The sequence below is a fragment of the Citrobacter sp. Cpo091 genome (genome assembly GCF_030332645.1).
Taxonomy (GTDB): domain Bacteria; phylum Pseudomonadota; class Gammaproteobacteria; order Enterobacterales; family Enterobacteriaceae; genus Citrobacter; species Citrobacter portucalensis.
In genome coordinates, this window is sequence record NZ_JAOWHL010000037.1 from 26,276 (window position 1) to 47,649 (window position 21,374).

The 21,374-nt window shown below is 52.1% G+C and carries 18 protein-coding genes and 2 pseudogenes; 2 read left to right on the forward strand and 18 right to left on the reverse strand.

The annotated features are described in order from the left end of the window. Positions 1 to 32: 32 nt before the first annotated feature. The 3 genes and pseudogenes from OGY04_RS15365 to OGY04_RS15375 all read right to left on the reverse strand — a co-directional run bounded on the left by OGY04_RS15365 (position 33) and on the right by OGY04_RS15375 (position 5,657). Complete coding sequence (locus OGY04_RS15365) at positions 33 to 2,417, reverse strand: DUF262 domain-containing protein (protein WP_286585570.1); 2,385 nt, start codon at positions 2,415 to 2,417, stop codon at positions 33 to 35. A gap of 1,172 nt (positions 2,418 to 3,589) precedes the next feature. Further along, a pseudogene (locus tag OGY04_RS23240) lies at positions 3,590 to 4,204 on the reverse strand (DUF262 domain-containing protein); the annotation flags it as partial. Between the two features lie 167 nt (positions 4,205 to 4,371). Further along, positions 4,372 to 5,657: pseudogene (locus tag OGY04_RS15375) on the reverse strand (tyrosine-type recombinase/integrase). 217 nt (positions 5,658 to 5,874) lie between these two features. Here OGY04_RS15375 and mutS point away from each other — a divergent pair. Then, positions 5,875 to 8,436: a DNA mismatch repair protein MutS gene (gene mutS / locus OGY04_RS15380; RefSeq protein ID WP_286585573.1), complete on the forward strand. Its 2,562-nt coding sequence runs from the start codon at positions 5,875 to 5,877 to the stop codon at positions 8,434 to 8,436. 92 nt (positions 8,437 to 8,528) lie between these two features. Here mutS and OGY04_RS15385 read toward each other — a convergent pair whose 3' ends face one another. From OGY04_RS15385 to OGY04_RS15395, 3 genes are read right to left on the reverse strand one after another with little or no spacing between them, the layout of a single operon-like run. Continuing rightward, on the reverse strand, positions 8,529 to 8,765 hold the full coding sequence (locus OGY04_RS15385) for a non-oxidative hydroxyarylic acid decarboxylases subunit D (RefSeq protein WP_008785668.1): 237 nt from the start codon (positions 8,763 to 8,765) through the stop codon (positions 8,529 to 8,531). 10 nt (positions 8,766 to 8,775) lie between these two features. Beyond that, positions 8,776 to 10,203 carry a non-oxidative hydroxyarylic acid decarboxylases subunit C gene (locus OGY04_RS15390; protein ID WP_048215658.1) on the reverse strand — a complete coding sequence of 476 codons (1,428 nt, stop codon included), beginning with the start codon at positions 10,201 to 10,203 and terminating at the stop codon, positions 8,776 to 8,778. Next, the gene (locus OGY04_RS15395) at positions 10,203 to 10,796 is read right to left on the reverse strand and encodes a non-oxidative hydroxyarylic acid decarboxylases subunit B (protein ID WP_125363203.1); all 594 of its coding nucleotides are present in this window, start codon (positions 10,794 to 10,796) and stop codon (positions 10,203 to 10,205) included. The genes OGY04_RS15390 and OGY04_RS15395 overlap by 1 nt, the downstream gene beginning before the upstream one ends. Positions 10,797 to 10,956: 160 nt before the next feature. Between OGY04_RS15395 and OGY04_RS15400 the strand changes: the two genes are divergently transcribed. Then, positions 10,957 to 11,361, forward strand: a complete 405-nt coding sequence (locus OGY04_RS15400) for a MarR family winged helix-turn-helix transcriptional regulator (protein WP_286585574.1) — start codon at positions 10,957 to 10,959, stop codon at positions 11,359 to 11,361. A 142-nt stretch (positions 11,362 to 11,503) separates the two neighbouring features. Here the strand turns inward: OGY04_RS15400 and rpoS are convergent, their stop codons facing one another. The 12 genes from rpoS to cysD all read right to left on the reverse strand — a co-directional run bounded on the left by rpoS (position 11,504) and on the right by cysD (position 21,329). Beyond that, positions 11,504 to 12,496 (reverse strand): RNA polymerase sigma factor RpoS, encoded by a 993-nt coding sequence (rpoS, locus tag OGY04_RS15405; protein ID WP_000081498.1) that lies wholly within the window; start codon positions 12,494 to 12,496, stop codon positions 11,504 to 11,506. A 62-nt stretch (positions 12,497 to 12,558) separates the two neighbouring features. Continuing rightward, positions 12,559 to 13,641, reverse strand: a complete 1,083-nt coding sequence (gene nlpD / locus OGY04_RS15410) for a murein hydrolase activator NlpD (RefSeq protein ID WP_223849051.1) — start codon at positions 13,639 to 13,641, stop codon at positions 12,559 to 12,561. Between the two features lie 184 nt (positions 13,642 to 13,825). Then, the gene (locus OGY04_RS15415) at positions 13,826 to 14,452 is read right to left on the reverse strand and encodes a protein-L-isoaspartate(D-aspartate) O-methyltransferase (RefSeq protein ID WP_003034172.1); all 627 of its coding nucleotides are present in this window, start codon (positions 14,450 to 14,452) and stop codon (positions 13,826 to 13,828) included. Continuing rightward, positions 14,446 to 15,207 (reverse strand): 5'/3'-nucleotidase SurE, encoded by a 762-nt coding sequence (gene surE, locus OGY04_RS15420; RefSeq protein WP_003825728.1) that lies wholly within the window; start codon positions 15,205 to 15,207, stop codon positions 14,446 to 14,448. The genes OGY04_RS15415 and surE overlap by 7 nt, the downstream gene beginning before the upstream one ends. Beyond that, positions 15,188 to 16,237, reverse strand: a complete 1,050-nt coding sequence (truD, locus tag OGY04_RS15425) for a tRNA pseudouridine(13) synthase TruD (protein ID WP_008785673.1) — start codon at positions 16,235 to 16,237, stop codon at positions 15,188 to 15,190. Before truD ends, surE begins: the two co-directional genes overlap by 20 nt. Beyond that, positions 16,234 to 16,713, reverse strand: a complete 480-nt coding sequence (gene ispF / locus OGY04_RS15430; RefSeq protein WP_020996297.1) for a 2-C-methyl-D-erythritol 2,4-cyclodiphosphate synthase — start codon at positions 16,711 to 16,713, stop codon at positions 16,234 to 16,236. Before ispF ends, truD begins: the two co-directional genes overlap by 4 nt. Before the next feature lie 54 nt (positions 16,714 to 16,767). Continuing rightward, on the reverse strand, positions 16,768 to 17,463 hold the full coding sequence (ispD, locus tag OGY04_RS15435) for a 2-C-methyl-D-erythritol 4-phosphate cytidylyltransferase (protein ID WP_003825722.1): 696 nt from the start codon (positions 17,461 to 17,463) through the stop codon (positions 16,768 to 16,770). A gap of 18 nt (positions 17,464 to 17,481) precedes the next feature. Next, the gene (gene ftsB, locus OGY04_RS15440; protein ID WP_003034163.1) at positions 17,482 to 17,793 is read right to left on the reverse strand and encodes a cell division protein FtsB; all 312 of its coding nucleotides are present in this window, start codon (positions 17,791 to 17,793) and stop codon (positions 17,482 to 17,484) included. A gap of 214 nt (positions 17,794 to 18,007) precedes the next feature. Further along, positions 18,008 to 18,331, reverse strand: a complete 324-nt coding sequence (locus OGY04_RS15445; RefSeq protein ID WP_020996298.1) for a DUF3561 family protein — start codon at positions 18,329 to 18,331, stop codon at positions 18,008 to 18,010. A gap of 47 nt (positions 18,332 to 18,378) precedes the next feature. Continuing rightward, complete coding sequence (cysC, locus tag OGY04_RS15450; protein WP_286585576.1) at positions 18,379 to 18,984, reverse strand: adenylyl-sulfate kinase; 606 nt, start codon at positions 18,982 to 18,984, stop codon at positions 18,379 to 18,381. Beyond that, a complete protein-coding gene (cysN, locus tag OGY04_RS15455; protein ID WP_008785677.1) occupies positions 18,984 to 20,411 on the reverse strand; it encodes a sulfate adenylyltransferase subunit CysN in 1,428 nt (475 codons plus the stop codon). Before cysN ends, cysC begins: the two co-directional genes overlap by 1 nt. Positions 20,412 to 20,420: 9 nt before the next feature. Beyond that, the gene (cysD, locus tag OGY04_RS15460; protein ID WP_003034152.1) at positions 20,421 to 21,329 is read right to left on the reverse strand and encodes a sulfate adenylyltransferase subunit CysD; all 909 of its coding nucleotides are present in this window, start codon (positions 21,327 to 21,329) and stop codon (positions 20,421 to 20,423) included. Between the last annotated feature and the right edge of the window lie 45 nt (positions 21,330 to 21,374).

Consider the following 21,374-nt stretch of genomic DNA (forward strand, 5'->3'; position numbering starts at 1 on the left):
TAAAGTAAATCCCACAACAGCTAGCAACTCATTTAGCTTAATGGTAATTCAGACGCTGTTGAAATGCGGTCATTTAGCAGCTCCAACACATGTTCAACATCACGGCTGTCCGTCGCTATCTGAAAATAATCATTTTCTTGGAAGTGAAAAATGTCTCTAAGCGTGGTGCCAATTTGTAGATCAATTTCCTTTGTAGGTAATATTGTTCTTATGATGAATTGGTTGCGTTCTGCGATAATGCTGAATTCAGGCCATCCCTCATCAGTCTGAAGGCAAATCAGTCTGATATAAGGGCAGAAGGCAGTGCCTACTGCGGTCATATAAGTTATATTTAAATTGTTAAAATCTTGAAATTTATCCCTAAGTTTCTGATAAAGGCAGAATGTGAGCAACTCGGCATGTTCACCATTAAGTTGGCTGCGCTTTAGTATGTAAACCTTCTCGTTAGACTCAACGCGAAGGGCTCGAGCTTCACAAAACTTGATGACTGCCGGCGTACCGACGATCAATCGTCGCCAATCCTCACTCAGGGGCGCACTAGAAATGACATCTTCCAGTTGATTCGACAAGTCAATATGTGGATTCATTCGGTCCCACAGATTTTTCAGCAGACCACGTTTTCCCTCAGAGCGTAAGAATCGCTTCCAGCTGGCTTCATCATCTGCACGATCAACTAAGAAGGACTGATTTTTTCCCTTTGGCAGTAAGCAGTCCCCCAAACTCAACAGAGCCCGCAGCCAATAGTACGCACCTAATTCCTTTAAGCCAACATTCGAAAAGGTAGCATGAGCCCAGTTCCAGTAGTGCTCAAAGGCATGCTGGAGCTCAAGATGTTGGTCAGCGGTCCAGTCACAGGGAGCTACCATTTTAAACTGGTCCGCTACACCTGAGTACTCTATTAGGAAGTCAATTTGTCCAGCAAAGTATCCATGTACCTCCGCGGTTTGGATAAGAGGCCCCCACCCTTCATGGGCTAGCATCAATGCACACTTGATGCGCTCCTCGTTAATTTGAAGCCTATTGAAGCCATCCACAGAGTTGTCGGGATTCGCTAGATACTCCAAAATACTATCTGCATGAATCAAAAGTGCATTCACACTTTCGATGCTACGCCGGAAATCATCTACCCGGTTATAGGTAGTATTCACTGACAGATTTTTGATAACTCTCATCCAGTGATGGAATGCCTCTGGCCCAGGCTTGCCCTTATGTTTGTGGAGATAGCCCACATAGGCCGCGAACTGCACCGCTTCGCTATAGCTTAGGGAGGTGAAGTACGGACTAATAATTTTTCCTAGTATGGATGACTCATTAAAGAACTGATCGTTTAGCAACCCCGTGTACAATCTATTTTTTTCTGCGTGTAACGTATCCAGCAAATAAATAAGCGACGTAGAAAAACGCTCATCAAGCCAATCTCGGTGATGGTAGTCTTGGAATAACAATGTGCTATATAGATTGCGCAACAGCTCGGTATCTTTATTGAATGCTTCTCCCCCTGAGTCTCGCGTTACCAAAGCCACCACCCTAAACAAGCGAAGGAAAGCTTGATCAAATAGGTTGCTTTCTTTGTCACGAAATTGCCAGAATAAGTCCCCCCAATGCGTGTCCAGTTGGATGGACACGTATTCATGGATGGGAAATGAGCTGTCACCAATATAAAACCTGCGATCTACAAACTTAGTTTTAAGCAACTGCTCATAACGAGCCTTGAAGTTTTCGAACTCAGTGAGAGGCTTTCCCCGGGCATTCATCTTGATGTAAAGGTCATCCGAGAGGCCAAAGTCATGCAGACCTAGGAGTTGAAATGTGACAGCTGGACGAGCTTCGTCTACCAGTCTAGCGAATAAGTTCGAATGAGTTGCAAAGCGCTCATGGATGGCGTCCATCATGCCTTGAACAGACTGGATAGAGGGGTCGCGTAGCCAGCTTCGGAAAAACCAAGGTTGATCGCATACAATGTCCGCAAGCGAAACCACCTCGTCCACACCTTCGGTTGGACGATACACCACCAACTGGTCAAAAAAGTCATTACTACTAGGCCGAACTCCGTAGCGGAAACGAGACTTTCCCTCTGCCACGAACAATGCTGTAAATTCTTCCCAGGCGCTATCGCGCCATGCCAAATACCAATGAAGCAGAAACAAGGTGGTCAAACGCTGCTGCCCGTCCAAAGGTAGGAACTGTGTCTTTCCTTGGAATTCTTCAACACTGCCATAAATAAAATCTAAATTTAGCGGCAAGCTGACGTCATGAGCGGGCTTGAGCAGAGCATCTTCCAGTGCGGCAAGGAAAGTATCACGAACCTCTTGCTCATCAGGCCGGCCTTGGGCGTAGTCACGCTGAATAATCGGGATTTGGATATGTGTATGCTGTTGCAGCAGCTGAATATAGGTGATTTGTTGGCCTAGGTTCATTGAATTTCCCTTTTACTGCCGCAGAAAAAGTGGGTGAGTGTATCCAGCATGGCTATTTCGTAAGCTTCTCGGTCATGCTCAGCCCAGAACAGAGCATTGCCCACCTGGGGGCTGTAGCATTTCAGGAAAATGTTGCGAGTGCACAGCGGCACAAAGATACCGGCCTGATCTAGGGATAGTAATCTCTGGCGCTTTACCGCAAACACAGCATTGCCGTAACTGCGGTTGGTATGTTCATCCAGCAGAGTCAGATTGCACAAACCATGCTCTTCCTCCCACTCCCCCGCTTCGGAAAAAAACTCCAGCACTCTGTCATACAGTTCGTCAAACACTTCCGGAAGCTTAGAGGCTGCTTGGTCAACTAAGTTGATCTTAATCTCTTCGTGTAAAGCATTATTCGAGCCTTGCGTAGCCAGAAATCTAAGGCAATGTTCCAGCCAAGTCCTTTGCGCATCCGTACGGCCAGGCCTGTCATCGCTAACGGAGCGAATATGCTCGATATCCCAGCACTGGGTCTTGAAACTGTCGAACTGGAAACGCAAATTTGAGCGCACATCTTGCAACAAGGTTGAGAGGTTGAATAGAAGCAGCCAAGCACGAATGCGGCCGTGGCTCGACTTACGATCGTAGCTAAGTCCATCCATATGTGTAGACAGGCGCTCTCGTACAACCTCCTCGCTCACAGGAACAGACAGCGCATCACCTGTCACGAGGTGGAAGATCTTACAACGCAAAGTCAGCTCGAAACTGCTCTTAGTCGTGCCTTGCGCCAGTTTGCGGATATCGTTGATTCCGACACGTTGATGAACCAGAAAACCCACCATATGGAAGAGCCTACGATCCTCAAACCATTCTTCTAACTGCAGGAAGCTGGACTTAATGCGTGCCCACTCGTCTTCAACGCTAGCACCGGATGCCTTGAGTCGCCCATTGACATGATGAAATGTTGCATAGGTGTCATACTGCCATAACTGCGATAAACCGTCTTCTTGCGCGACCAGTTCAAACAATAGGCCAATGCGGTTCTGGGCAGGAGCTGGCTTGTTGCTTATGAAGTACCAAAAAGCATCGTTTTGGAGGGCTTTTTCCAGCTGGTCCCATTCGTAGGCTATGCGTAACTGAGCGCTTGTGGGATCAGCACTGGCACCGGTGCTTCTACGCAGAAACAGCGCGCGGATAAGTTCGTCTGATGTTAGCGGTATCTTACCTACATTCAGCCTAGTGAAAGCCTCAACCGGATGATCTCCTTCTGCCAATTCGAACCAGATGAGCTTGACCTGGTTTATTATCGCAGCCTTGATCGTTTCCACCTCACTCTCGTGTCGAGCAAACCAGTCCTCTATGGTCTGCATAGCTAGATAAAGATGAAAATAGTCAGCGTTAGTCTCCGCCAGTTCAGAGGAAGGCTGTTCTAAAAAGGCCGGCAGTTTGGGGCGAGTTTCATAATCCAGCTTATAGAGTGGCTGACGGAAGCGCTCAGCCAACCGTTCGTTAAAGTGACGAAGGATCAACAAAAGTGTGGTCAGCCGTTGCTGACCATCTACTACCTCCCAGTCCCCTTGTGGCCGCGATTTGATTACTAAGGGCTGTAAGCAGTAGAACTCCTGAGGCTGAGGGTTGGGTCGCTGAGTGAACTCGTGGATGTCATCCAAAAGCTGGGTTATCTGGAACGAGGACCAACGGTACCCTCTCTGGTAGGCTGGGATGAAAAAGCGTTGGGGCCGTCCATCTGCAAGGAAAGTGCGTAGTTCATGAACGGTTTTCAATTGAATTTGTTGTGTCGCCATATCAAACGGGGCCTCTAAGGCAATAGTTTTTGGCTAATGTTTTACTCTCTGCAAGCTCGAATTTTTATAGTCACATAAGAGCGCACCCAAATGCTCAAAAACAAGGATTCATCGACTGTTTAAAATTAACCTATTAAAGTCGGAACAGTATTTTTTGAAGGTGCAGTTTAAATTTTAACTTTGTCTAAATAATCAGCCCACACCTGCAACCACGTCCGGCACTCAGCATCATACTTATACAAATTATAAATCCCCTCAACACCACCGCGCGTATGCCCCAATATGGCCTCAGCCACCTCATTTGGACATTGCAAACGTGATAGTCCTGTCCGCACTGTACGACGCAGATCGTGCGGCGTCCAATGAGGTATATCAAGCATTTGACCGCTTTCACGTAAACGCCATGAGTTTTCAGTTAGGTACTTCTGCTGGATTGGCTTCTTAGTAGCCTGAGAAGGAAATAGGTATTTGTCAGAGGTAAGGCGTAGTACTTTGAGAAAGTCGATCGCTTGATCCGATCACTGAACGTAACGCTCTGTCCCTGTCTTGGTTTCTCTAAGATGAATGGTGCCTTTTTCAAGATCAACATCCTTCCATGCCATATTGCAGACTTCACCGGTACGACACCCGGTCCAGAGGGTCAGACGTAATACGTTTTTGATCGTTGGCGTATAAGCAGAGCCCGGAAGCCATTTAAGGAATTTAGCAAGCTCGTCCTCGCTCAGTACTCTTGTTCCTCGTCCGTTTGTGAGCTTAATTCTGGTCTGTCGTAAGCTGGATTTTGCTAACAACGCCGGATTCGCAAAACTGTCATCAAAGCGCCCAAGCCCAATTGCAAATTCATATGCGAGTGAAAGCTCCCTCAGTACATTACCAGCCTGTACAGTAGCACCTCGAGTTACAATGCCATTGATTAAATTAATGACATCCTGGCGCGTAATCTCAGCAGCATTTCGGGTTCCTAAGCTTTTAACGGCGTCACCATAGAGAGTACGACGAACCTCAGCTTGCCCTTTCGGCTTTCTGGCGCCGGGGGAATAACCTTCCCGTCCTTCGTTTTACGATCCTCAATACGCTCGGTAAGATACAATTCAACTAATCCCTGTATGGTCAATTCAGGGATCTTAGCCTGTTCAGCTTCAATCGCACGCAGGAGCTTATCTTGCTTAAGCACTGACGCAGGGCATCGACCCTCCTGTCGGAGGAGCTTTAATTCGTTGAGTTTAAGACGTGCAGCAGCAAGAGAAGTCTGCGGGAAGTTACCGATTTTGACCTGGGCAAGTTTGCCCGTCAGAGGGCTGGTGTAACGATAGAAGAAAGATTTGACGCCTGTAGCCCCACACGTAACTCGTAAGCCTCTGTTTTCGCCAACATCAGCCCGATCTTTATCGCCAAGCCTCATCATTTCTACCGCTTTAAACGAAAGTGGCTTTCCCTCTTGTTTTCCTGCCATAAAGACTCCGTTATCATGCTCCCTACGCATTTATGAAACGAAATGTAGGTTGTGCTGTATGTAGTCATATTTTACCAGGCTATAGGTTGGCAAGCTACACTTTAACCTACATTTAAATGTAGGATTTCATGAGATCCAATGAGACAACGTGAAACTCAATGACAACAACAAATATCACTAACTCATTAAAATTTAAGAACATGGACATCATAAACTGATGAGTACACTAGAGAATTTCGACGCCCACACCCCAATGATGCAGCAGTATCTCAAGCTGAAAGCCCAGCACCCGGAGATACTGTTGTTTTACCGCATGGGCGACTTTTACGAACTGTTTTATGACGATGCGAAACGTGCGTCTCAGCTGCTTGATATTTCCCTGACCAAACGCGGCGCGTCTGCGGGCGAGCCAATCCCGATGGCGGGCATTCCTCACCATGCGGTAGAAAACTACCTCGCCAAGCTGGTCAACCAGGGTGAATCCGTCGCTATTTGTGAACAGATTGGCGATCCGGCGACCAGCAAAGGTCCGGTCGAGCGCAAAGTGGTGCGTATCGTCACGCCAGGCACCATCAGTGATGAAGCGCTGTTACAGGAACGCCAGGACAACCTGCTGGCCGCTATCTGGCAGGACAGTAAAGGTTATGGTTACGCAACGCTGGATATCAGCTCCGGGCGTTTTCGTGTTAGCGAACCCGCCGACCGCGAGACCATGGCCGCAGAATTGCAGCGCACCAATCCCGCTGAACTGTTGTATGCCGAAGATTTCGCTGAAACCTCACTGATTGAGGGACGTCGCGGATTACGTCGTCGTCCACTATGGGAATTTGAAATCGATACCGCTCGCCAGCAGCTAAACCTGCAGTTTGGCACGCGGGATCTGATTGGCTTTGGCGTAGAAAACGCCCCGCGTGGATTATGCGCGGCTGGCTGCCTGCTGCAATACGTAAAAGATACCCAGCGTACCTCGCTGCCGCATATTCGTTCCATCACCATGGAACGTCAGCAGGACAGCATCATTATGGATGCCGCCACGCGCCGCAATCTGGAAATTACCCAGAACCTGGCGGGCGGCGTTGAAAACACGCTGGCTTCAGTACTCGACTGCACCGTGACGCCGATGGGCAGCCGTATGCTCAAACGCTGGCTGCATATGCCGGTCCGTGACACCAGAGTCCTCACTGAGCGCCAACAGACCATCGGCGCGCTACAGGATTCCACCGGTGAATTGCAACCTGTGCTGCGTCAGGTCGGCGATCTTGAACGTATCCTTGCACGTCTGGCCCTGCGTACCGCGCGCCCGCGCGATCTGGCCCGTATGCGTCATGCATTCCAGCAATTACCGGAACTGCGCGCACAACTGGAAAGCGTAGACAGTGCTCCCGTACAGATGCTGCGCGAGAAAATGGGTGAGTTTGCTGAGCTGCGTGAACTGCTGGAACGTGCCGTAGTGGAAGCTCCACCTGTGCTGGTTCGCGACGGTGGCGTCATCGCCCCCGGCTATAACGAAGAACTGGACGAGTGGCGAGCGCTGGCTGATGGCGCAACTGACTATCTGGACAGACTGGAAATCCGTGAGCGCGAGCGCACCGGCCTTGATACGCTGAAGGTTGGGTTTAACGCCGTTCACGGCTACTACATTCAGATCAGTCGCGGGCAAAGTCATCTGGCGCCGATTAACTATGTGCGTCGCCAGACGCTGAAAAATGCCGAACGCTACATTATTCCGGAGCTGAAAGAGTACGAAGACAAAGTTCTGACATCAAAAGGCAAAGCGCTGGCGCTGGAAAAACAGCTGTACGATGAGCTGTTCGACATGCTGCTGCCGCACCTGGCTGATTTGCAACAAAGCGCCAGCGCGCTGGCAGAACTGGACGTACTGGTCAACCTCGCAGAACGCGCTTATACCCTGAATTACACCTGCCCGACCTTCACCGACAAGCCTGGTATTCGTATTACCGAGGGACGTCATCCGGTGGTTGAACAGGTGCTGACCGAGCCGTTTATCGCCAACCCACTTAACCTCTCGCCTCAGCGACGGATGCTGATTATCACCGGCCCGAACATGGGGGGTAAAAGTACCTATATGCGCCAGACTGCGTTAATTGCGCTGCTGGCCTACATCGGCAGCTACGTTCCGGCGCAAAAAGTGGAGATCGGGCCTATCGACCGCATCTTTACCCGCGTGGGCGCGGCGGATGATCTGGCCTCCGGTCGTTCCACCTTCATGGTAGAAATGACCGAAACCGCCAACATTCTGCATAACGCCACCGAGAACAGCCTGGTGCTGATGGATGAGATTGGACGCGGCACCTCCACCTACGACGGCCTGTCGCTGGCGTGGGCGTGCGCGGAAAATCTGGCCAATAAAATCAAAGCATTAACGTTGTTTGCCACCCACTATTTCGAACTGACTCAGTTACCGGAGAAAATGGAAGGCGTCGCGAATGTGCATCTGGATGCGTTAGAGCACGGCGATACCATCGCCTTCATGCACAGCGTACAGGATGGTGCGGCGAGCAAGAGCTATGGTCTGGCAGTAGCTGCCCTGGCAGGTGTACCAAAAGAGGTTATTAAACGCGCGCGGCAAAAACTTCGCGAACTGGAAAGCATCGCGCCGAATGTTGCTGCAACTCAGGTCGACGGCACGCAGATGTCGCTCCTGTCAGCTCCGGAAGAAACGTCGCCCGCCGTTGAAGCACTGGAAAATCTCGACCCGGATTCGCTAACGCCTCGCCAGGCGCTGGAGTGGATCTACCGGTTGAAGAGTCTGGTGTAACGCCGTAATGCCCGATGGTGATACGCTTATCGGGCCTATAAAATATCACTATATGTAGGCCGGGTAAGGCAAAGCCGCACCCGGCGTGTTGATTAGCGCTTATCTTCTGCCAGCAGCGGTGGAATACTCGGCACCATCGGTGCGTCATCAATATCCTTCTGCGTCATGCGAAACGCTTGCGGGTAGTGCTCGCGGCTGGTACGGCGTAGCGGCTCAGTATCACGCCAGGTGTATAGACAATGCTGGCACTGATATACCGTCCAGATACCTTTTACCGGCGAGTTTGCCATCATTTCAATATGTTCATCGGCACAACGTGGACAAATCATCTGCTACTCCTTATTTACGGTTGGCCAGCATGGCGGTCAGTTTTTCTGCCCAGGCTTTCGTTTCCGGTAAATCACATACCGGCTGGCTGTAGTGCCCACGGTTATCCGGCGCAACCGGCGTGGTCGCATCAATAATTAACTTGTCGGTAATCCCCGCCGGACTGGAACCCGGATCAAGCTCCAGCACCGACATATTCGGCAATTGCACCAGATCGCCCGCCGGATTGACCTTCGAAGACAGCGCCCACATCACCTGCGGCAGGTTGAACGGATCTACATCCTCATCAACCATAATCACCATTTTCACGTAACCCAGGCCATGCGGCGTCGTCATTGCGCGCAGCCCCACCGCGCGGGCAAAGCCACCGTAGCGTTTTTTGGTGGAGATAATCGCCAGCAAACCGTGGGTATACATGGCATTCACCGCCTGCACTTCCGGGAATTCGGCTTTCAACTGTTGATAAAGCGGTACGCAGGTTGCCGGCCCCATCAGGTAGTCAATCTCCGTCCACGGCATCCCCAGATACAGCGATTCAAAAATAGGTTTGGTGCGATAAGAGACTTTATCGATACGCACGACCGTCATATTACGTCCACCGGAATAGTGCCCGGTAAACTCGCCAAACGGCCCTTCGATTTCACGCTTACGACCTTCAATGACCCCTTCGAGGATCACTTCTGAACCCCATGGCACGTCAAAGCCGGTGAGCGGCGCGGTAGCGATCGGATACGGGCTTTCACGCAGTGCTCCCGCCATTTCGTATTCCGACTGATCGTACTTCAGCGGCGTGGCCCCCATCAGGGTGATGATCGGATCGTTACCCAGCGTGATGGCAATCGGCAGATCTTCACCACGCTCTTCGGCTTTATGCAGGTGCAGCGCGATATCGTGCATCGGCACCGGCTGCAGGCCAAGCTTGCGTTTACCCTTCACTTCCATACGATAAATGCCGACGTTCTGTTTGCCAAAGTTGTCCGGATCCAGCGGATCGCGCGACACCACGCAGGCTTTGTCAAGATAGAAACCGCCGTCGCCATCGTTCAGGCGAAACAGCGGCAGAATATCAAACAGGTTGATCTCATCACCATCAACACAGTTTTCAGCCCACGCCGGATTGGCGCGACGCTCCGGCGTAACCGGAAATTTATCCCAACGGCGGATAAACTCATCAATCTGTTTTTTCACCGGGGTATTTGGCGGCAGACCTAAAGAGATGGCGTGATTCTGCCACGAACCAATAGTGTTCATCGCCACGCGGGCATCGGTAAAACCACGAATATTGTCAAACCACAGCGCTGGCGCACCGTCCCCAATGCGCCCGGTCGCATTGGCTGCCGCAGCCAGATCCGGCTCGGCGTTAACTTCTTCACTGATTTTCAGCAATTGCCCCTGGTCATCCAGCGCCTGTAAAAAGCTGCGCAAATCATCAAATGCCATTATTCATTCTCCTGTGAAAAATTCTGCGCCTGCCGTAAACCCTGCCAGCGACGGGCGTTGGGGTGTTCCAGACCAAACTGATCGAGCACACGCGCAACGATATGCTGAGTGATGTCATCGACCGTTTGCGGGTGGTTGTAATACGCGGGCATCGGCGGGACCATCGCCACGCCCATGCGGGAAAGTGCGAGCATGTTTTCCAGATGAATCGTGCTAAGCGGCATTTCACGCGGAACCAGAACCAGCTTGCGCCCTTCTTTCAGCACCACATCAGCAGCGCGCCCCACCAGCCCTTCCGCGTAGCCTGCACGAATACCGGCCAGGGTTTTCATACTGCAGGGGATAATGATCATGCCGTCAGTACGAAACGATCCAGAGGAGATGGTTGCCGACTGGTCCGCCGGGTTGTGGCAATAATCGGCCAACGCAGACACATCACGGACGCTGTACGGCGTTTCCAGTTCAATAGTGGTTTTGGCCCACTTTGACAGCACCAGATGGGTTTCCACCTCGGGCATTTCCCGCAGCGCCTGCAATAGCGACACACCAAGGGGCGCACCGGTTGCCCCGGTCATTCCGACAATCAGTCTCATTTAGTCTCTCGATTTTTGTTCGCGTACGAACATTTTGATTAAAATACTCTCACATAACATTTCGGGCAAGGTCATCGAGCACAGATCGCTAAAGCCGCAATTGTTAAAAAAAGATGCGTAACCCGCTATGATAGAGACTGACAGGAATTCCGGAGCGCTCATGCCGTTACGAAATAAAGCATTTCACCTTTTACGTCAGCTCTTCCAGCAGCATACGTCCCGCTGGCAACATGAATTACCGGTTCTGACCAAACCACAGTATGCGGTGATGCGCGCCATTGCTGAACGTCCCGGCATTGAGCAGGTTGACCTGACCGAAGCCGCAGTCTGTACCAAGGCAACCCTTGCGGAAATGCTGAGCCGAATGGAAAAACGGGAGCTGGTCAGGCGTGAACATGACCCGGCAGATAAGCGTCGACGGTTTGTTTATTTGACCGCGCAAGGAGAAGCATTACTGGCCAGCGCAACTCCGTTAGGCGATAGCGTGGATGATGAGTTTCTGGGCAGACTTAGCGAAGAAGAACGCGAGCAGTTCACACGTCTGGTGCGTAAGATGATGAACTAATCTGCCGGATGGCGACATAAATGTCTTATCCGGCCTACAAAGTCCTGCTCCCCGTAGGCCTGATAAACGCAGTGCCATCAGGCAACAAACATAGAAAAAGGCCAGTCCCAATGAGACTGGCCTTTCTTGATAGAACTTGTGCTTACTCGCGGAAAAGCGCTTCGATATTCAGTCCCTGAGTCTGCAGGATTTCACGCAGACGACGCAGACCTTCAACCTGAATCTGGCGAACACGTTCACGGGTGAGACCAATTTCACGGCCCACATCTTCCAGTGTCGCAGCTTCGTACCCCAGCAGACCAAAACGACGTGCCAGCACTTCACGCTGTTTGGCGTTCAGTTCGAACAGCCATTTGACGATGCTCTGTTTCATATCATCGTCTTGCGTGGTGTCTTCCGGGCCGTTTTCCTTTTCATCGGCCAGAATATCCAGCAACGCTTTTTCGGAATCGCCACCCAGCGGGGTGTCTACCGAGGTAATACGCTCGTTGAGTCGGAGCATACGGCTGACGTCATCAACCGGTTTATCCAGTTGTTCAGCAATCTCTTCTGCGCTCGGTTCGTGGTCCAGTTTATGCGACAACTCACGCGCGGTACGCAGATAGACGTTCAGCTCTTTTACAATATGAATCGGCAGTCGGATCGTACGGGTTTGGTTCATAATCGCCCGTTCGATCGTCTGGCGGATCCACCAGGTTGCGTATGTTGAGAAGCGGAACCCGCGTTCCGGGTCAAACTTCTCGACTGCACGGATCAGTCCCAGATTGCCCTCTTCAATCAGGTCCAGCAATGCCAGACCACGATTGCCATAACGACGAGCAATTTTCACCACCAGACGCAGGTTACTTTCAATCATGCGACGGCGGGATGCGACATCCCCACGCAGTGCGCGACGCGCAAAATAAACTTCTTCTTCGGCTGTTAACAGTGGTGAATAACCAATCTCACCAAGGTAAAGCTGAGTCGCGTCCAACACACGCTGTGTGGCCCCCTGCGATAACAGCTCTTCTTCAGCCAGGTCGTTATCACTGGGTTCCTCTTCACTCAAGGCTTTTTCATCAAAAGCCTCTACTCCGTTCTCATCAAATTCCGCATCTTCATTTAAATCATGAACTTTCAGCGTATTCTGACTCATAAAGGTGGCTCCTACCCGTGATCCCTAACGGAACTAGCACGTGAAAGCCTGGTTCCGCCGAATTATCGCTGCGGTAAATAGCGCAGCGGGTTTACGGATTTCCCCTTGTAACGAATTTCAAAATGCAAGCGTGTTGAACTGGTTCCGGTGCTACCCATGGTAGCTATTTTCTGCCCCGCCTTGATTTCTTGTTGTTCCCGGACCAGCATTGTATCGTTATGGGCGTAGGCACTCAGGTAATCATCGTTATGTTTGATGATAATAAGATTACCGTAACCGCGCAGTGCGTTACCGGCATATACGACGCGTCCATCTGCGGTCGCGACAATAGCCTGTCCTTTACTGCCTGCAATATCGATCCCTTTATTGCCACCTTCAGTAGCCGCGAAGTTTTCGATTACTTTGCCGTCAGTCGGCCAGCGCCAGGTAGAGATTGGCGAGCTGGTTGACGTTGAGCTTGCAGTTGATTCGGTTGCGCTAACTGCTGGAGCCGTTACAGGCGCTGTGACAACGGTCCCAGCAGGCTTGTTGTTCGGCAACATTTTATTAGCACTTTGTTCACCTGAATCCTCAGAATACGTAATTGTTGGTTTCGAAGCAACAGCAACGGTGGAATTTTGTGCAGGGTTGGTCACAACTCCTTGCTGTGCTGCATCCGCCTGGGTGATGGCATTCCCACCAGTAATCGGTGTACCCGACGCGTTGCCCACTTGCAGAGTTTGACCGACATTCAGGCCATACGGGGCCGGAACGTTATTGCGTTGTGCGAGATCACGGAAATCGTTCCCGGTAATCCAGGCGATATAGAAAAGGGTATCGCCTTTCTTAACAGTATAGGTACTGCCGCCCGTATAGCTACCTTTCGGAATGTTCCCATACTTACGGTTGTACACAATACGACCGTTTTCCATCTGAACAGGCTGTTCCGCGACAGGCTGGATCTGTGTTGACTGTGTGGTCGGACGCTGCACCGGCTGGATCTGTGGCGTTTGCTGTACTGTCGACGTCGAGCCCATTTTTGGTGGAGGCGTAATCAGCATGCCGGAATTGGTGTTCGTTGATGCACCGCCATCAACGGAACTGACCGGTGCAGGTGGATTCGAGGTATTTGAACAACCTGCCAGCCATAATGAAACCAGTGACAATGCCGCAATGCGGCGAACGGTAAATTTGTGGCTTCCCGCGCTCATTTATCCCCCAGGAAAATTTGGTTAAAACCAGTGACGTAATCACCGTGCAAGGCATCGGACTGGGCACTGGAAACGTGACCACGATACGCTTACTAATTCCAGAATATCCAGGAAAACTCCAGGTATTCATTGCCTGTATCTACGCAAGCTCCCCTTTTACTAAGGGAACGAAACGTACGGCCTCCACGGTATCGATAATAAATTCGCCTCCCCGACGACGCACCCGTTTCAGAAACTGGTGCTCGTCGCCCACGGGTAAGACGAGAATGCCGCCTTCATCCAACTGCATCATTAGCGCAGTTGGGATCTCAGGCGGCGCTGCCGTAACAATGATAGCGTCAAACGGGGCTCGCGCTTGCCAGCCCTGCCATCCATCACCATGACGGGTAGAAACATTATGTAAATCAAGCTGTTTAAGTCGACGACGCGCCTGCCACTGCAAACCTTTAATGCGCTCAACAGAGCACACATGATGCACCAGGTGCGCCAGAATCGCCGTTTGGTAGCCAGAGCCGGTACCAATTTCCAGCACCCGGGACTGCGGCGTTAACTCAAGCAGCTCGGTCATCCGCGCAACCATATAGGGCTGCGAAATCGTCTGCCCCTGACCAATCGGCAGGGCAATATTGTCCCAGGCCTTATGTTCAAACGCCTCATCAATGAATTTTTCGCGCGGCACGGCGGCAAGTGCATCGAGAACAAGCTCATCTCTGATGCCCTGCGCACGTAATTGTTCAAGAAGAGTGTGTACGCGTCTGCTTACCATTGCGTGTCGGCTCCCACGCTGTCTAACCAGTCAGAAACAACTTCATGCGCGCCGTAGGCGGTTAAATCGACATGCAGCGGCGTAATGGAAACATAGCCTTCATCGACAGCGGCAAAATCAGTATCCGGTCCAGCGTCGCACTTTTCGCCCGGCGGCCCGATCCAGTACAGCGTATTACCGCGCGGGTCCTGCTGTGGGATCACCTGATCCGCAGGATGGCGGCTACCGCAGCGGGTGACGCGGATACCTTTAATCTGATCCAGCGGTAAATCCGGCACGTTGATATTCAAAATGCGCCCGGTGCGCAGCGGTTCGCGACTCAGCGCCCGTAAGATACGGCAGGTTACTGCGGCAGCAGTATCGTAGTGTTTATGCCCATCAAGTGAGACCGCCAGCGCAGGAAAGCCCAGGTGACGACCTTCCATCGCCGCCGCAACGGTACCGGAATAGATAACATCATCGCCCAGATTAGGACCTGCGTTAATACCAGACACGACAATGTCCGGACGCGGACGCATTAATGCGTTCACGCCCAGATAGACGCAATCGGTAGGTGTACCCATTTGTACGGCGATATCACCGTTATCATAGGTGAACGTGCGAAGTGAGGATTCCAGCGTCAGCGAGTTAGACGCGCCACTGCGGTTACGATCCGGGGCAACCACCTGTACGTCAGCAAACTCACGCAGCGCTTTCGCCAGCGTTTGTATACCGGGTGCGTGGACCCCATCATCGTTACTCAGCAATATACGCATAATCACCCATTGTGTTAATAAGTTCCCTTACAACACTGGTGGCGAAGCTACCTGCCGGTAGCCAGAAACGTAACTCAACGGTTACGTCATCCCACCAGTTCCAGCTTAATTGTTGTGGATACAGCAACATAGCACGACGCGATGCGTCGACTTTCTCGCGCAACAACAGCGACTGCAGCGCGGTTTCATCAGCAATAGCGGCTTCTTCAAACGCCAGTGCGTCGCGCTGAGTTCCCCACTCACCGCTGCCCGGTAATGCTGCTGTAATCATCAATTCTTTATCATCGACGCGACGCTGTAATTCGGTCTGTTCTTCCTGCGTGGCGACAAACCAACTTCCGCGTCCCGACAATTGTAGCGCATCGCCGTCAACAACTTGATTAAAGTCTGTTTTTTTCAAGCGTTCACTGACTATCTGATTAAACAACGCACTACGGGCCGCCGACAACCAAAAACTGCGCTTATTGCGATCGCGCACCGGCGCATCGCTTTGCGCCCAACGCAGCGCCCCTTGCAGGTTGCTGCCGCCAATACCAAAACGCTGAGCGCCAAAATAGTTCGGTACGCCGCGCTCGCTAATCGCCTGCAAACGCGCTTCAACGTCATTTCGCTCGCTCACTTCACGCAGCACCAGCGTAAATTCGTTGCCTTTCAGCGCCCCTAAACGCAGCTTACGCTTGTGGCGCGCGTACTCCAGCACTTTACAGCCTTCAAGCTCAAATTTGCTTAAATCAGGCATCGCATTGCCGGGTACGCGCGCGCACAGCCACTGTTCCGTGACCGCATGCTTATCTTTCTGCCCGGCAAAGCTCACTTCGCGGGCATGAATTTTCAGGAACTTCGCCAGCGCGTCAGCCACAAAACGGGTATTACAGCCGTTTTTCAAAATGCGCACCAGAACGTGCTCGCCTTCGCCATCCGGTTCGAAGCCTAAATCTTCGACGACGACAAAGTCTTCCGGATTCGCTTTCAGGACGCCATGGCCCAGTGGTTTGCCATGGAGATACGTCAGATCTTCAAACGCAGTCATTTCGTTGCCTTAAGGAGTAGCGCCACCGCTTCACAGGCAATCCCTTCCCCACGCCCGGTAAAACCGAGTTTTTCCGTGGTGGTCGCTTTCACGTTAACATCATCCATATGGCAGCCGAGATCTTCGGCAATAAACACGCGCATTTGCGGAATGTGCGGCAGCATCTTCGGCGCCTGAGCAATAATCGTCACATCCACATTACCAAGCGTATAGCCTTTGGCCTGAATACGCCGCCAGGCTTCTCGCAATAATTCACGACTATCTGCACCTTTAAAGGCCGGGTCGGTGTCCGGGAAGAGTTTACCGATATCCCCCAGCGCAGCCGCGCCCAGCAGTGCATCGGTTAACGCGTGTAACGCCACGTCGCCATCAGAATGCGCCAGCAATCCTTTTTCATACGGGATGCGCACACCACCAATGATAATTGGGCCAACTCCGCCAAAAGCGTGTACGTCGAAACCGTGTCCAATTCGCATTATGCCTTCTCCTGATATACACAACATCTCCAGGCAGCCTGAAGAATGATGTATCTAGATAGTTCGGGTCAGATAAAATTCCGCCAGCGCCAGGTCTTCCGGGCGGGTGACTTTGATGTTGTCAGCGCGTCCTTCGACCAGCAGCGGATGAAAACCGCAATATTCAAGCGCCGAGGCTTCGTCCGTAATGGTTGCGCCTTCGTTTAGCGCACGGGTCAGACAGTCATGCAACAGCTCGCGAGGGAAAAACTGCGGCGTCAACGCATGCCATAAATCGGTGCGATCGACCGTATGGGCGATGTCTGTTCGGCCCGGCTCCGCGCGTTTCATCGTGTCGCGCACCGGCGCGGCAAGGATCCCACCGATGCGGCTGGTTTCACTTATTGCCAGCAAACGAGATAAATCTTCCTGATGCAGGCACGGACGCGCGGCATCATGCACCAGTACCCAACTGGCCTCACCTGCGGCTTGCAAACCAGCAAGGACAGAATCGGCACGCTCGTTGCCACCATCCACCACGGTAATTTGCGGGTGCGCTGCGAGTGGAAGTTGGGCAAAGCGACTGTCGCCTGGGCTAATAGCGATGACGACTCGCGTCACCCGGGGATGAGCCAGCAGCGCATCAACCGAGTGTTCGAGAATGGTTTTATTGCCAATAGAGAGGTACTGCTTAGGACACTCTGTTTGCATTCGGCGGCCAAACCCGGCAGCCGGCACCACGGCGCAAACGTCCATTAAAGTGGCTGCCATGTTAAATCCCTGGACGGTTTATCGATTGTTTTGCCCTGCAGTCTGAGCGCGTTTAGACGCGTCAGGCACCAGACGATAAAAGGTTTCGCCTGGCTTAGTCATACTGAGTTCGTTACGCGCGCGCTCTTCGATAGCCTCTTGCCCGCCATTGAGATCGTCAATTTCGGCAAAAAGCTGATCGTTACGCGCTTTCAGTTTCGCGTTTGTAGCTTGCTGCGCCGCAACATCATCGTTGACGCGACTATAGTCATGTATGCCGTTCTTACCGAACCACAGCGAATACTGTAGCCAGACTAATAAAGCCAGCAACAGCAACGTAAGTTTACCCATCCTGCCCCCTGAAAAACGGCATCAACATCCCATAAACTCCGCTGACAACTTTACATCAACGGACGGGAATGCCGCGACAACGCGGGCAAATGTACCACATTTGCCCGTTGTTACGTATACCCCATGTAAGGAGAACATAATCTCATTGTTGGTTACGGTTTGAATTATGGCCAGACAGTGAACAACAGCGGCGATCGCGTGAAAGGATGTATGCCTAACCCAGTAGCCACAGGAACAGTGCGCCAAACATTGCGCCAACCACCAGCAGGGTACAGGCAATACTCAGCAGCAATCTCCCCTTCAATAGCGAATGCAGAGCAATACCCGCGACAATCGCCACGGGCAACAACGCAAGGAAAAAGGGCCAGGTATAGAGGAAGAAAAACAGTGTGTTAGGGCCATACATCAGACACGGGAATCCCAGCGCCAGCAACCACGCGACAAAACCGACCACGGCTCCTGGGAGTGACCAGGTAGTTTCGTCGTCGGCGGCGAAGGTATCTGACTCTGTAATAGTAATGTTATGGCTGTTACGCATATCTAATCCTGTGACCGTGACTGACCGGGCGTGCAAGCTCGGGTGTCTCAGGATCTGATAATATCTTCCTGCCTCAGCAGGTCTAATAATTGAGGAACCAAATTTGTTACCAATTGTTCACCATCAAGATGAATCTCTGGCGATTCAGGCGCTTCGTAAACCGAGTCAATTCCGGTGAAATTGCGCAACTCTCCCGCACGCGCTTTTTTATACAGCCCTTTTGGATCGCGAGCTTCGCACGTTGCTAATGGCGTATCGACAAAAACCTCAATAAAACGCCCTTCACCCATGCGCTCGCGAACCATTTTTCGCTCGGCGCGATGTGGAGAGATAAACGCAGTCAACACCACCAGGCCGGCGTCTACCATCAGGTTAGCCACTTCACCAACCCGACGAATATTCTCCTTGCGATCGGCATCGCTAAACCCAAGATCGCTGCACAGACCGTGACGCACGTTATCGCCATCCAGCAGATAGGTGCTCACCCCTAGCTTATGCAGCGCTTCTTCCAGCGCCCCTGCTACCGTGGATTTACCGGAACCTGACAGCCCGGTAAACCACAGCACAACACCACGATGACCGTGGCGTTGTTCCCGCTGTTGCGGTGTAACAGGATGGGTATGCCAGACGACGTTTTCGTCATGCAGCGCCATTATTTTCCTCCCAGCAGATCGCGCGCACCCCAGTGTGGGAAGTGGCGACGCACCAGTGCATTAAGCTCCAGCTCAAACGCGCTGAACTGAGAAGCTGTGGCAAGTTCCTGGACGATTGGCTCACGCACCAGTCCCGCGCCAACGGTAACGTTAGTCAGGCGGTCAATGATAATCAGCCCGCCCGTAACCGGATTCTGCTGATAGGTATCCAGCACCAGCGGCTCATCAAAAGTCAGATTAACCAGACCGATGCCGTTCAGCGGCAGCGCTTCAACGTCACGTTGGGTCAGGTTGTTTATATCGACCTGATACTGCACGCTATCAACGCGTGCGCGGGTCTTCTTGCCTGCGACTTTTATGTCGTAGCTCTGCCCGGGCGACAACGGTTGTTCCGCCATCCACACCACATCAACTGCAGCGCTTTGTACTGTCGGCAGCGTTTCACCGGCATCAAGCAGCAGGTCGCCCCGGCTGATATCGATCTCATCTTTCAGCACCAGGGTGATCGCTTCACCCGCATGCGCTTCCTGTAAATCGCCATCAAAGGTTACGATTCGCGCCACGCTCGACTCCACGCCGGACGGCAACACTTTGACGCGCTGTCCAACCTTCACGCTACCGGAGGCCAGCGTTCCGGCATAACCACGGAAATCCAGATTCGGTCGGTTCACATACTGCACCGGGAAGCGCATCGGCTGAGTATCAACAATGCGCTGGATCTCAACGGTTTCCAGCACTTCCAGCAGCGTCGGACCGCTGTACCACGGCATACTGGCGCTTTGCGAAGCCACGTTGTCACCTTCCAGCGCAGAGAGCGGCACAAACCGGATATCCAGGTTGCCCGGCAGTTGTTCAGCAAAAGTAAGATAGTCTTCGCGAATGCGGTTAAATGTCTCTTCGCTAAAGTCCACCAGATCCATTTTGTTGATCGCCACTACCAGGTGTTTGATCCCAAGCAGCGTGGAGATAAAGCTATGACGACGAGTCTGATCCAGCACGCCTTTACGCGCATCGATCAGTAGGATCGCCAGGTCGCAGGTCGACGCACCGGTCGCCATGTTACGGGTGTACTGCTCATGCCCGGGAGTGTCCGCAATAATAAATTTACGCTTCTCGGTAGAGAAATAACGATACGCCACGTCGATGGTGATGCCCTGCTCGCGCTCGGCCTGCAAGCCGTCAACCAATAACGCCAGATCAAGCTTTTCGCCCTGAGTGCCGTGACGTTTACTGTCATTGTGCAGCGATGAAAGCTGGTCTTCATAAATCTGACGCGTGTCGTGCAGCAGGCGGCCAATCAGGGTACTTTTCCCATCATCCACGCTACCGCAGGTTAAAAAGCGCAGCAGACTTTTGTGTTGCTGGGCAACCATCCAGGCTTCAACGCCGCCTTCATTAGCAATTTGTTGTGCAAGTGTCGTGTTCATGGCGGCTCCTTAGAAATACCCCTGACGTTTCTTCAGCTCCATGGAGCCCGCCTGGTCGCGGTCAATCACGCGGCCCTGACGTTCACTGGTGGTTGAAACCAGCATCTCTTCGATAATTTCCGGCAGCGTCTGCGCATTCGACTCCACCGCGCCTGTCAGCGGCCAGCAACCGAGCGTACGGAAACGCACCATGCGTTTTTTAATCACTTCACCGGGTTGCAGATCGATTCTGTCGTCATCAATCATCATCAGCATGCCGTCGCGTTCCAGCACCGGACGTTCCGCCGCCAGATACAGCGGCACGATGTCGATATTTTCCAGCCAGATGTACTGCCAGATATCCTGTTCAGTCCAGTTAGAGAGCGGGAAGACGCGAATGCTTTCGCCTTTGTTAATCTGCCCGTTGTAGTTGTGCCACAGCTCCGGGCGCTGATTTTTAGGATCCCAGCGATGAAAACGATCGCGGAAAGAGTAAATACGCTCTTTGGCACGCGATTTCTCTTCGTCACGACGAGCACCGCCAAACGCGGCATCGAAACCGTATTTATTCAGTGCCTGCTTCAGCCCTTCAGTTTTCATAATGTCGGTATGCTTGGCGCTACCGTGGACAAACGGGTTGATACCCATCGCCACCCCTTCCGGGTTTTTATGCACCAGCAGTTCGCAGCCGTAGGCTTTCGCCGTGCGGTCACGAAACTCGTACATTTCGCTGAATTTCCAGCCGGTATCAACGTGCAGCAATGGGAACGGCAGCGTGCCCGGATAAAACGCTTTACGCGCCAGATGCAGCATTACGCTGGAATCTTTGCCGATGGAATACATCATCACCGGATTAGAAAACTCGGCGGCCACCTCACGAATGATATGGATGCTTTCCGCTTCCAGTTGCCTCAGGTGGGTAAGTCGTTTTTGATCCATAACCGTTCCTATGTAATGCCGTTATTTTGCTAACGATGCTCAGAT